Source organism: Flavilitoribacter nigricans DSM 23189 = NBRC 102662, from assembly GCF_002646595.1.
Classification (GTDB): Bacteria; Bacteroidota; Bacteroidia; order Chitinophagales; family Saprospiraceae; genus Flavilitoribacter; species Flavilitoribacter nigricans.
On record NZ_PDUD01000038.1, the window covers coordinates 73,982 to 86,076 of the forward strand.

At 54.4% G+C, this 12,095-nt stretch carries 9 protein-coding genes; 2 read left to right on the top strand and 7 right to left on the bottom strand.

Annotated features, from left to right (window positions below; all coding sequences use genetic code 11):
* Nucleotides 1-3: 3 nt before the first annotated feature.
* From CRP01_RS31045 to CRP01_RS31055, 3 genes are all read right to left on the bottom strand, one after another.
* Nucleotides 4-2,601 carry a TonB-dependent receptor gene (locus CRP01_RS31045; protein WP_099153966.1) on the bottom strand — a complete coding sequence of 866 codons (2,598 nt, stop codon included), beginning with the start codon at nucleotides 2,599-2,601 and terminating at the stop codon, nucleotides 4-6.
* Between the two features lie 74 nt (nucleotides 2,602-2,675).
* Nucleotides 2,676-3,653 (bottom strand): FecR family protein, encoded by a 978-nt coding sequence (locus CRP01_RS31050; RefSeq protein ID WP_170110616.1) that lies wholly within the window; start codon nucleotides 3,651-3,653, stop codon nucleotides 2,676-2,678.
* Nucleotides 3,654-3,788: 135 nt separating this feature from the next.
* A complete protein-coding gene (locus CRP01_RS31055; RefSeq protein ID WP_170110617.1) occupies nucleotides 3,789-4,295 on the bottom strand; it encodes an RNA polymerase sigma-70 factor in 507 nt (168 codons plus the stop codon).
* Nucleotides 4,296-4,662: 367 nt separating this feature from the next.
* Between CRP01_RS31055 and CRP01_RS31060 the strand changes: the two genes are divergently transcribed.
* Nucleotides 4,663-5,124: a hypothetical protein gene (locus tag CRP01_RS31060; protein WP_099153969.1), complete on the top strand. Its 462-nt coding sequence runs from the start codon at nucleotides 4,663-4,665 to the stop codon at nucleotides 5,122-5,124.
* 41 nt (nucleotides 5,125-5,165) lie between these two features.
* On the opposite strand, the gene CRP01_RS31065 is transcribed toward CRP01_RS31060, so the two are convergent.
* Entirely contained in the window at nucleotides 5,166-5,936 is a 771-nt protein-coding gene (locus tag CRP01_RS31065) for a class I SAM-dependent methyltransferase (RefSeq protein ID WP_099153970.1), read from the bottom strand.
* 295 nt (nucleotides 5,937-6,231) lie between these two features.
* On the opposite strand from CRP01_RS31065, the gene CRP01_RS31070 reads away from it, so the two are divergent.
* The gene (locus tag CRP01_RS31070; protein ID WP_099153971.1) at nucleotides 6,232-8,331 is read left to right on the top strand and encodes a M28 family peptidase; all 2,100 of its coding nucleotides are present in this window, start codon (nucleotides 6,232-6,234) and stop codon (nucleotides 8,329-8,331) included.
* Between the two features lie 122 nt (nucleotides 8,332-8,453).
* On the opposite strand, the gene CRP01_RS31075 is transcribed toward CRP01_RS31070, so the two are convergent.
* The 3 genes from CRP01_RS31075 to CRP01_RS42005 all read right to left on the bottom strand — a co-directional run bounded on the left by CRP01_RS31075 (nucleotide 8,454) and on the right by CRP01_RS42005 (nucleotide 12,049).
* Complete coding sequence (locus CRP01_RS31075; protein WP_099153972.1) at nucleotides 8,454-9,011, bottom strand: type 1 periplasmic binding fold superfamily protein; 558 nt, start codon at nucleotides 9,009-9,011, stop codon at nucleotides 8,454-8,456.
* Between the two features lie 70 nt (nucleotides 9,012-9,081).
* Nucleotides 9,082-11,430, bottom strand: a complete 2,349-nt coding sequence (locus CRP01_RS31080; RefSeq protein ID WP_099153973.1) for a TonB-dependent receptor — start codon at nucleotides 11,428-11,430, stop codon at nucleotides 9,082-9,084.
* 277 nt (nucleotides 11,431-11,707) lie between these two features.
* Entirely contained in the window at nucleotides 11,708-12,049 is a 342-nt protein-coding gene (locus tag CRP01_RS42005; protein WP_143473603.1) for a hypothetical protein, read from the bottom strand.
* Nucleotides 12,050-12,095: the final 46 nt, after the last annotated feature.

Consider the following 12,095-nt stretch of genomic DNA (forward strand, 5'->3'; position numbering starts at 1 on the left):
GGATCACAATTTAAACTGGTAGGTCAAAGACGGAAAAAACCGGATCAGATCGATCTGGCTGGGGCTCAGCGGCACCTCCGATAACAGATCACTCTTCACCAGAGGGCGGCCCTCTTCCCGCGAGAATTTATTGAAATTGACGGCAACGATATTTTTATGGGCACTGGCATTGTAGATCGAAAAGGTCAGATAATGTCGGAACCGGCGGGTCTCATCCTTATTCAGGCGGAATTTAAAAGCGATATCCATTCGGCGGTAAGCCGGAAGCCGGTCGTTGTTTTTCTCCGCATACACCGGCACCGTCTGATCGTTGTAGGTGTAAAAGCCCGTTGGCGACGAAAAGGTCGACCCACTATAAGCCGTGTAGTAAAAAGAAAATAGCGCCCGGGGAGCAAGCTGATAGTTCAGCAGTAAGGAAAGATCGTGCGGGCGGTCCTGGAAAGCCGGATAGATCCGCCCCCCGTTGAGGTCCGGTGTTTTCCGCAAACTGCGCGAATAGGTATAAGCCAGCCAGCCGCTCAGCCGGCCCAGTTTTTTTTCCAGCATAAGCTCCAGACCATAGGCTTCCATGCTACCGAAACGCAGCTCTCCCTCCACCAGCGGATTGAGCAAAGTGGTCGCATGCGGTTGGTAATCAATTTGGTTATCCAGCTTTTTGTAATACAGGGCAGCGCTGAACTCCAGCTGGGAAGGCCGAAGGTATTTGGAGTAGTTGAGTGCAAACTGCCAGGCCGCCTGGGGCCGGATATTGGGACTGGCCGGCAACCACACTTCAAAAGAATTGAAAGGCGAGGTCGCATTGGAAATCAACTGCAGATACTGGTGGTAACGCCCCACACTCAGTTTCACCTGGGCGCTACTGTCGATGCGGTACCGCAGGCTCAGCCGGGGATCCAGATTGACGTAGCGGTTGTAGATCTCCTCTGCCGCCCGAATGGTATCCGTCACCGCATAATCTTCCCCGAACTCGTAATAGGTGGCCGGCCCGGAATTGGCCCAGCTGATCAGTCGGGCTCCGGCACTGAGTTGTACACGTTCCGACAGCTCGAACTCTCCCTGATAGTATGCTACTGTTTTGCGGGAATAATTGGGCCGGATCTCCGGAAGAATTGCAATGGAAGAATCGACGGATGCACTGCCCGGATCAATAAAATAGGCCTGCAATTCCAGACCAAAGCGGGAAGTCACGCGGGGACTGTTGTATTTGGTAAAATCCGTCTTCAGGCTCAGGGTGCCCAGTGCCGACTGCCAGTAGTTGGGTTCCTGAAACAGGCGATAGGCATAGTTCCCGGTGTAAAGGGTCGTATTGGCGAACAGACGCGGGTTGAAAATATGGTTCCAGCGCAGGGTGGCGGCCAGGTTTCCCCAGCGAATACCGGCGTTGGTGCCGGAAGCACTGTTGGTGAAATTATCCAGGCTCGTAATGGCCGTCAGGTACAATCGATTATTGGGATTGAGCTTGTGGTTCCATTTCAGGCTGAAATCCCCGAAGCCCAGGTCTGCATTGGGGGCCGCTCGTTGGTACAACCATTCGAAATTAGAGCGCCGCCAGGAGACGAAGATTGAACTGCGTTGTTTTACGATCGGCGCTTCCAACGCAAAGCGATTGATCAGGGGATTGAGCGCTCCGCTGAATTCCAGTTTATTCAGATTGCCGTCCCGGGTCCGGATGTTGATAATGGAGGAGAGACGATCGCCCAGATTAGCCGGAAAATCGCTTTTGTACACCTCGATGCTTTTGGCGAAATCCGGAATGATGATGGAGTAAAAGCCGAAGAGGTGGGATGGATTGTAGATGGGCGCATCGTCCACGATGATCAGGTTCTGATCCCGCTCTCCGCCCCGGGTGTAAAAGAAGGCCGAGCCGTCACTGTGCATCTTGATACCGGGCAAACTTTGCAGGCCCTTCACCAGGCCGGACTCGCCGCCGAATTCGGGCATATTATTCAGTCGTGCGGGGTCCATTGCTACTTTTCCCAGATCTCTTTTGTCGAGCATCCCGAGCTTCGGCAGTTCGACGATCACACTGGGTAGGTCCAGCGCCCGCGGCTGCAGGGCAATATTCTGCCGCTGGTCATTCCGGAGGGTCAGGTCCATTTCCTTTTGCTGGTATCCGATGTAGGAATAGTTCAGTCGCCGCTCGCCTCGCTCCAACGGTAGTGCGTAGTAGCCGAATGCATTCGTCACCGTTCCGCGGGAAGTTCCCGGGATGCTGGCCGTAGCCCCAATCAGGCTTTCTCCGGAGTTTTGGTCCTCGATGAATCCACTGAGGGTCAGCAATTCCGGTTCCCGCTCGTCTGGCGTCAGTACGATCTGATCCTTGATCAACTGGTAGCGGATCGGGATCGCTTCGCTCAGGGTGCGGAGAGTAGTTTCCAGACTAGCCCGGTTTACGGTAAAGGCGATCTGCTGTTCGGGGTCAATACTCCGCGGATTATAGGTGAATTTCACCCCGGTCTGCCGGGTGATCTGATCCAGCACCTCCGCCACCCGGATACTTTCCGACGCGATGGAAATGGGGGGATAAACGTCTGCGATCTGGGCCCGGACGACAACGGTAAAACTCAGCAAGAGTAAGAGGATGATCCCTGGTTTCCACATGGTTTTTATTGCTTGCGGGGTTTTCGATACTCAATGTAGTTTTTGGTATAAGGTCGCAGCAGCAAGTGGCAATTTTATTCACAGGCCGTACCCGATAGCAGGACGCGATCACCGTCACGGGTGGCTTCAATGCCCCAGGTAGTCCGCAGATACGCCAGGATCTCCTCCAACGTATAATCGGGATAGTCGCCGTTCAATACGCAATTGCTGGTATCCCCGATATCCTCGTAAACGACCGCTATACCGTAATGCCGGCTGAGGGCGAAAGCGATCTCCTGGATCGTAGCCACCGAAAAGCTGATCGTTCCGGTCTTGATCGACTGGAAATTGGGATCCTCGTTGGCCTGCAGGTATAAACTATCCACCGCCTTTTCGTAGATCCCCTGCTGCCCCGCTGCCAGTGTGATCGTATCCGCATTGGCGGAACGTACCGCCACCGAACCGGATGCAACAATTACCTGAGTCTGGGGCTGCGGCTCCCGGGCATCTATGTAGAAGGACGTTCCGAGTACCTCTACCTCCAGTTCCGCCGCCCGGATGATAAAGGGACGATCGACCTCCCGTTCGACATCGAAAAAAGCATCCCCCGCGAGCGTCAGCTGCCGACGGGCCGATTGGCTATTGCCCGGGTCGGCTTCCACCGGCACATAGCGCAGGCTGGAAAAGCGGTTCAGGGTTACGGTACTGCCATCGGGCAGGTCAACGATCCGGACTTGGTCCGTCGTTGTGACGTACAGTTCCCGTTCCCCGCCCCATTGCAAGAAAGCCCAGACGGAGATCGCTCCGACCAGGGTTATTGCCGCTGCGATTGCCAACCAGCGGTAAGTCCGCGAACGCAGCGGAACTACTTTCGTTTCCGGGAACAGCGCCTTTGCCGTTTGCTGCCACTGCGCGTCCACGTCTACTTCGGCAGACCGTTCGCGCATGCCTCCCAGTACCCAGGCTTTCCGGTAGGCGATGAACTGCCGGCGGTGCGCTACATCGGACGACACCCAATCCTCCAGCTGCTGCACTTCAGCATCCGTAGCATTCCCACTCAGGTACTTCGACATGAGAGCGGGATAGTCTGTATGTAACTCCTGGTCGGACATAATTGGTGCCGGTCACAGACCGACGGAAACTTTATAAGTTAAATTTTCGGTGCGGACCGTTTCGGTTCGCACGCTCTGTAAAATCTTCATTAAATCCTACAACATCTGCAGCAGGATCAGCACTGTCAGGTAATCGCCCAGATGGTCTCGCAGACTTTTGATCGCTTTACTCATATGGGCTTCCACCGTCTTTTGGGAAATATCCAGTTCATCGGCAATCTCCCGGTATTTTTTCTGATCGTAGCGGCTCATCTCGAACACCTGCCGACATTTCGGCGGCAGGGTAGCCAGTGCAGCGTCAATGCGCTGCTGCAGCTCTTCCACCGCAAAATGATCCTCGGTAATGGCCGTACCGATCTCGAATTCGCCGCATTCCACATCCAGCAGATGACTCCGGTACTTTTTGTGATCCCGGATATGGTTCAGGCAGCGATTCCGGACGGAAGTGAACAGGTAGCTCGCAATAGAGCGCCCGGTATCCATCTCTTCCCGTTTTTCCCAAAGCCGGATAAAGACCTTCTGGCAAATATCCTGGGCGGTATCCAGGTCCGACACATACTGGCGGGCAAAACTGCACAGTCGCTCGAAGTGCGTTCTGAACAAATGTTCAAAATGCGTTTTGTCCATAGTCTGTTGTGGGCTCGTGCCTGGCATATTCCTGGAAACGGATCCGCTTATTTTACCCGGTTTTAGTGCTTTTGGGAACATCATATTCATGGGTAATACCCCAGCCGATTGATCTACCCTTAGTCTAAAACCGCAAAATTTTAATTTTTTTTGATCTGCACAAAATAAGGAAGTTGCCGAAGCTTTCAGTTCTAATCTATGTTGGCGGACATTTTTTCCAGAATCCATCACCCAATCTCCCCCTCACCCCGTCTCCCCCTCACCCTTTCTCCAACCCTCCCCCACCACACGCCTCAAATATTTTCCTTATTTTCATAGCTTCCACCGCGAATCACCCAAGGTTATGAGCAAAAACGAACGACTGCAATCCACGATCGCGATCTTTATTGCCACGATCGCGCTGATGATCTCCGTCTGGCAGGGATGCGAGCAACGACGGCACAACCGCCTCTCCGTGCGGCCATTGCTCGGTTTTGAAACGATCTCCCACAATGATACCCGGAGTATTAAGCTGATGAACAGCGGACTCGGTCCGGCCGTGATCGAATCTTTCCAGATCGGCCTGGACGGAAAACAACTGGATGCAGAAAGCGGAAATCCGTGGCGGCCGGTCATCGATGCGCGAAACCTGCGGGGTAAATATTCCGCCATGTACTACTTTGCCGAAGCATCGATCATCAAACCCGAAGAGACCTATAGCCTGCTGACCTGGACACCCGGTGACACGCTCGCGCTGGGCATTACCATTAGCATCCGTTACCAATCGCTTTACGAAGAAGATTATACGATAACGGAATCCTTTTGAGCTAATTGCCGGAAGGTCATGGTACGAATAGTATGCAGGGCTTATCCGTTCCGCTTCCGGCCGACCAATAGCAGATATTCCGGGAGTCCCTCCAGCGGTGCCCCTTCCCAATCGCCGACGTGCTCTCCGAATTCGGCCGAATCGATCAGGTTGCAACCGGCGCTCAGCATGGCGTTGATCAGATCGGTTACCCGCCAGTGGAATTCGTATTGGGTGTAATCCCCCCGCTTCCGGTCCAGTACGTCCTCATCGTGTTTAAACACAAAGGGCCCGCGATCGTAATAATCGTAGGCCACTTCCAGATGATCGACTTCCATTTTCCAGATCCGGCGAAACGGATGGTACTCATTGACGAGGAAAAGACCTCCCGGTTTTAATATCCGGCCGGCTTCGCGGTAATACCGGTCCAGATCCGATACCCAGACCGCCACGTGCCCGCCCGTATAGACGAGATCAAAAGTGGCATCGGCCAGCGCACTGAGGTCGGTTACATCGGCCTGCAGGAATTCCATGTCCAGTTGTAGCTCCCCGGCGCGTTCCCGGGCAATTTCCAGTTGATTCCGCGAAATATCGACGGACGTGACCCGGGCCCCCAGACCCGCCAGAGCAAATGCAGCAAGATTATCGCCGCTGCCAAGTACGGCGGCACGTTTACCCGACAAGCCCTGCAGGTGTTTCATTTCTTCGGGTACGAAGACCAGTTCCGGAGATTGGGCACATAGTTTCCAGGTTCCCCGCCGGTCGTGCATGGCTTTCCAGTTGCGGGCAGTAGCTTCCCATCTTTTTTGGTTAGCGCGGTGAAATGGGTTCATTTTTTCGAAGGTTTTAGAAAATACTTGAAGGATCTATTGGGTAATTGGTGATGATCGGAAACAGACAACCGCACAATCGTGTGAATGTGCTAAGGTGGAAATGTTTTGAAGTGTTCTGACTTTTTAATTGTTACCATAACCATCGACCGTCAACCATCAACCGTCAACCGTCAACCATCAACCGTCGACCACCAACCAGAATAATCACCCGACCTTATGCAAATCCAATTCCTCCGCCAATAGTTCCCCGAAGTTCGAGAAAGCTTGTAACTTCCCGCGAAAGTCAAAAACTAGTATGAAAAAAACAATCTTACCCGTATTCCTGCTTTTGGTGGGGATGCAGCTACAAGCACAATTGTCCGGTTTTTTTCCCGATGGCCAGGACGAACAACAAACCATCGAGCAGCTTTTCCTGGAACTGCCGAAGTCCGAACGCTTTAAAGAACACCTGCGCGAACTGACCAAAGTACCGCACCGCGCCGGCACCCCGGAAAACAAGGCCGTTGCCGATTACATGCAAAAAGTGATGGCGGACGCCGGACTGCAAAGCGAACAGTTTCCCTACGATATTTACCTGCCGACCGGGCCCGGAGAGATCGAGATCGAACTCGTCACGCCCATTCGCATGCCGCTGAACAATCAGGAATATATACTCGAAGCAGATCCGTTCTCCCAGCAGGATGTCGGCCCGGGCTGGAACTCCTACTCCGGATCCGGTGACGTCACCGCCGAGGTAGTCTACGCCAACTACGGGACCAAGGAAGATTTTGAACGCCTGGCCGATCTGGGCGTCTCCGTAAAAGGCAAGATCGTCATGGCCCGTTACGGAGGTAATTTCCGGGGATACAAAGCCAAGTTCGCCGAAGCTGCCGGCGCGGCCGGACTGATCATTTATACCGACCCCGAGGATTCGGGTTATATGCGTGGACTGGGCTATCCGGACGGCACCTACTTTAGCGAGAGTACCATTCAGCGGGGTTCGGTGCTGACGCTGGACTACTCCGGTGATCCGCTTACTCCCTTCGAACCGGCCCTGCCGATGGACGGACCAACCAAAGTCGAACGGCTCGATCCCGCGGATGTTCCCTTCCACACCATTCCGGTGACACCCCTCCCCTACGGCTCCGCCAAAGAGATCCTCAGCCGGATGCAGGGTGATGTGGTGCCCGGTGCCTGGCAGGGTGGTCTGCCCTTTACCTACCGGCTCACCGGCGGCCCCGAGCTGAAAGTACGGCTGAACGTACAGCAGGAAAAGGATTTTGTCCGCGTGCAGAATGTCGTGGGTACGCTCGAAGGCAGCACCTATCCGGACGAGTGGATCATCATGGGTTCGCACTACGATGCCTGGGTACACGGCGCCAGCGATCCGAACAGCGGCACGGCGATGCTTCTGTGCCTGGCCGAAGCCCTGGGAGAACTCGCGAAGCAGGGATACCAGCCAAAGCGCACCATCAAGATCGCGCACTGGGATGCCGAAGAACACGGCATTATCGCCTCTACCGAATGGGTGGAGCAGTTCAAAGATGAACTGGACGCTAAGGCTATTGCCTATTTCAATGCGGACGGTGCCTGTTCCGGACTGAGCTTCGGGGCTTCCTCCGCACCTTCGCTCAAGGGATTACTGGTGGAATCGACCAAGGTCGTTCCCTACACCGATCAGGATATCAGCGTTTACGAACACTGGACAGCCCGGCTGGAAGATAAAAGTCAGGGGCCACGCATCGGCAACCTGGGTGGCGGTTCCGACCACCTGGGCTTTTACGCACACCTGGGCATTCCGAGTATGGGTGCCGGCATGCGCGGGCCGACGCTCTACCACTCCGCCTACGACGATTTCCACTGGTATGCTACCTACGCCGATCCGGAATTCCAGAGCGGACCAACCGTAGCCAAGGTATTCGGCATCATGGGGCTGCGCCTGGCCAACGCGGATATACTCCCGCTGGATGTGGGCCGCTACGGCTCGGACCTGCGCACGCATATCCGCACGGCGGAAAAAGCCATCCAGGCCTACGCGCCGGATTACAAAACGACCAAATTGCTGGCCTCTGTGGATCAACTAGCCAAAGCCACCGAAAAGTACGTGGAAGTGATGGAAGCCAGTGCCGCGAAGGGCAAATTGAAAAATAAGAAACTGGAACAGGTCAACAACACCCTGCTTAAACTGGATCGCGCCTTTATCGACGATGAAGGGATGGCCTACGGCAAGTGGTTCCGCTCGCTCTACGCTTCTTCCGATCCCTATAGCGGTTATGCATCCTGGATGTTGCCGGGTTTGCTGTACGAAGCGTCCATCGAATCTACCAGCAATCTTCCCAGCCTGGAAAAACGCTACATTGCAGCTTTTGACCGGCTACGGGCGGATATTGAGTCTCTGATTAAGATGTTGGATTAGGGAAAGAGAATTTTTCGAGTAGCAATAAAAAACGGGACGAAGAGCAGATGAATAGCTGCTTTTCGTCCCGTACCTTTTTACAGCAGGAGCTTACAACCCGCTGTTATTCTTTCTGAGTGGAATTAATTTACCGTAACCTGAAAGGTCGCTTCCACATCCGTTTCCCCCGTGCTACAGGGAGTAGCGGAATCTTTTACAGGCTCGTGCTTCAGGCTCACTGTGAGGTCACCGCTGCCGGCATCTCCGGTCATCATGGTGGCGATCAGCCCAAGGGCATCACCGTTCATATCCTGGTCCTTGATGGTCAGGGGAGACAGATCTCCGGTAACTTCATAGCATACGAGGTGCTCTTCCGCTTCTTCCTGCACTTCATCCGTGATGAAAACCGGGGTGGAACCGGAATTGTCAATGAATTCCACCGTTACTTCGTAGGTGGTATTCGCAGCCAGTTCGATATTATCGACAGCCGGGGCCTGTCCGCCGGGGCCATCGGGATCCGAGAATACGAAAGTAAGCACATCGCCGCCGAGTTCCGGGGTGAATTCAAGTTGGACGGTGGTGATCACCTCCTGTTCGTTGCCCGGATCGGTCATATCGTCGTCATCCTTTTGACAGGCTGTAATGCCGATCAGGCTAAATGCAATAAATCCTAAAGTGAAAAATTTCAGTATCTGATTCATGATTGATTTAAAAGTTTAAAGTGTTAACAAAGTACCTTTCCACGGTTCCCACTATTCCGCTTATTCTTCTTTAAAAGGGTACTTTAATCCGCAGCGATACGTTCCGGCCGATCTCATCGGCGAAGTAGCGAAAGCGGTTGAGGTATTCCCGGTAACGGGTATTCATCAGGTTAAACACGGACAATCCCAGTTCAACCGGCTGCCGCCCTAAATTAAGCGTGGTACCGGCTTCCAGGTCCAGTAACAGGTAGGCCGGAGGCGCCGGCGCGTAGTCTCCTTTGGCCGGCGTACGGCTCTGGCGAAATACCTGACTTGCATTAAGACGAATAAAGGGAGCATTCGATGCCGCTTCTTTCGTTCCAAACTGGTACCGCAGGGCCGTCGAAACGCGATCGGCCGGCATGAAGACCAGGTGATCTTCCAGATCCCGGTTCCATCCCCGCAACAGGGAGGTCTGAGCGGACCATTGCAATTGCCCGTTCAGGTCCCAGCTCGCCCGGGCATCCAGTCCCATGATCCGCGCATCCGCCTGCTGGTATTCAAAAGCCGGGAAGGCACCGCGGATGGTCAGCACCGGTTCGGCACTTGGTTCCAGAAAAATATAATTGCTGATCTGATTATAATACAGGTTCAGGCCCGCGCGAAACGGACGGTTTTCCGGTTGCCAATCAAACCCCAGACTCGTATTCAGAGCCCGTTCCTGGGTCAGCGAGGCATTACCCGATTCAAAGGAGGCCGAGCCGTGGTGGACACCGTCGCTGTAGAGTTCGTTTACGTGGGGCGCACGCCAGGCCGTACCTACGCTGAGTCTTGCACGCCAGGCGGGTTGTTTGAAGATCAGACCGAGCGCGCCGGAGAAGTTGGCAAAGTCCAGCGACTGGCCGATCGAATCCCGGCCCTGCATGCCGACATCCATTTGCCGGATATCGTAGCGCAGTCCACCTTCCAGTTCGAACGGAGAAGGATAATGACGCCAGCGTTCGATCCAGTATACTCCGGCCGTGAGGTTTTCGTAATTCGGGATGAGCGCTCCCCGGTCCGTAGTATTGACCTGGCTGATCAGTTGCGCTCCGATATGGCCCCGCAGGTTACCGATCGGTTTGTGTTCCCAGTCGATCTCGCTGCTGTGAGTAGTCACCTCGAATTCGATCTCCGGATCATCCAGGCTTTCCGGCGGCGTACCGTAACCGCTGTGCGCATCGAATTCCTGCCGGCGGTTGAACTGGCGGGCGTACTGCAAACTCAGCGTACCGATATTGCCCGTTTTCAGCCCGAATTTTGCTTTGAATAATTCGTGGGCAATGCGCTGCAAAGGACGCCCGAGCTCGTAGGTGAAATCTCCCGTTTGTAGTGGCTCTTCACGTTCGATCGCATTTTGCAGATCCGTAAGATTTCCGATATGTGCGCCCGAGAAGATCCCCAGCTTGGAAAAGAAACTGCTGTAGTACAGCTCCGCCGACCAGGTCTCTTTTTTCGTGCCCAGGGCCCAGGAATAGTTGTATTCCTCCAGACCGGTATTTTCCAGAAAATAGTCCGGTGTACGCATATTGCCGCCCCGTTTGACCGTTCCCTGGATCCGGGCGCTGATCGGTAGTTTTTTACCGACACTGGTCTCCAGAATGCCCGAGGCCAGACCGGTACGGCCCTGACTAAACCCGGCCAGATTGACTACGCCGTGCAGTCCACCTGCTGTCGGCAGCGCTTTCGGTTCTACCAGAATAACCCCGCCCAGCGCATCGGCACCGTAGCGCAAGCCACCGGCCCCTTTAATCACCGTCAGTTTTTCGGCGACGAAGGGATCGATCTCCGGCGCGTGCTCCAGTCCCCATTGCTGGCCTTCCAGTCGCACCCCGTTGTTCATGATCAGTATCCGCTGACCGGACATGCCCTGCACGACCGGTTTGGCGATGGACGACCCCGTCTTCAGGGTATTGACACCGGGCAATTTTTCGAGGCTCTCCCCCAGGTTGATGCCCTGGGTACCGGCCATTTCCGCCTGATTGAGTTGATCCTCTCCGCTGATGGAATGGAGGTGGACCGCCTCTCCGGTGACCTCCACCGTACCCAGTTCGATCGAATTGGGCTGCAGGCGAAAATCCTGGACCAGGACCGCTCCGTTCTCCACGCTGAGGTGGTGTTCGGCGTGATCGCAATCGATCCGGCTGCAGACCACCGTATAATCGCCGGCACAGAGGTCGGTCAGCACATAATTGCCCTGATCGTCCGAAACGGTGCCGATATTCTCACTTCTGATAATGATATTGGCGTAGGGAATGGGCTCCCCGGTCTCCGCGTTGATGACCCGCCCTTTGATGGTTAGGTTGCAACTCTGGGCCGAAAGGCTATGGGTAAAATGGAAGCTACCGATGATCAGCGACAACAGGAGGCCGAACCCGGATTGTAGTGATAGATATCCCATACTGCTATAGATTGGATAGAGGATCACGACCGCTACACCCTGTTCCAAAGCGTGCCATCCGGCTCATTAAAACCAGATAACGCACCCGGAGCTCGGATGATAAACAGTCGGCAGTGGTCCTTTAAAACGGAAAAACTAAGTGCATATCCGAAGCCTGTTCGTTGGAAGGGCTTCCATATGCGCCTGGTGTATATTGGTCCGGATCGGCTCAATCCGCTCAAAATGACGGTGATCTATCCGGCGGGAAATTTCCGAAGCGCAGGGCAGTTCGGAAAATTTAAGCAGTGGGCGGCGCCCGGGAAGAACGAGTGGATAGCGATGCTTTTACCGGCATCTGATGTCCCTCGATCATCAGATCCTTCAGTATCCAACCCGGATGGTGTGAAATAAAACTCGAGGATGGTTCGGTATAGTGGGAAAAATGGAAAGTACAAACGAAGCAATGGTCGAAGGCGTAGGAATGGTCGTGAATGTGTACCTGTCCGAGGTCGGGGTCACAGTGCGCCTGCTCCTGGTGCTCGTCTATCCAGGGATGTACCCCCTGGATACCCAGCGGAAGGGCCAGGACCACCAGCAGGCCGTAAGCGGCCAATAACCTGTATATAGACAGTTTTCTCAAATATCAGACGATTGCTTAATTGGAGTAACACAAATATAGGAAAGAA

Excerpts from the sequence above, each read along its gene's own strand:
- CRP01_RS31050 (WP_170110616.1), bottom strand. The coding sequence starts at position 3,653 with ATGTCGAAGTACCTGAGTGGGAATGCTACGGATGCTGAAGTGCAGCAG.
- CRP01_RS31075 (WP_099153972.1), bottom strand. The coding sequence starts at position 9,011 with ATGAATCAGATACTGAAATTTTTCACTTTAGGATTTATTGCATTTAGC.
- CRP01_RS31060 (WP_099153969.1), top strand. The coding sequence starts at position 4,663 with ATGAGCAAAAACGAACGACTGCAATCCACGATCGCGATCTTTATTGCC.
- CRP01_RS31080 (WP_099153973.1), bottom strand. The coding sequence starts at position 11,430 with ATGGGATATCTATCACTACAATCCGGGTTCGGCCTCCTGTTGTCGCTG.
- CRP01_RS31070 (WP_099153971.1), top strand. The coding sequence starts at position 6,232 with ATGAAAAAAACAATCTTACCCGTATTCCTGCTTTTGGTGGGGATGCAG.
- CRP01_RS31045 (WP_099153966.1), bottom strand. The coding sequence starts at position 2,601 with ATGTGGAAACCAGGGATCATCCTCTTACTCTTGCTGAGTTTTACCGTT.
- CRP01_RS31065 (WP_099153970.1), bottom strand. The coding sequence starts at position 5,936 with ATGAACCCATTTCACCGCGCTAACCAAAAAAGATGGGAAGCTACTGCC.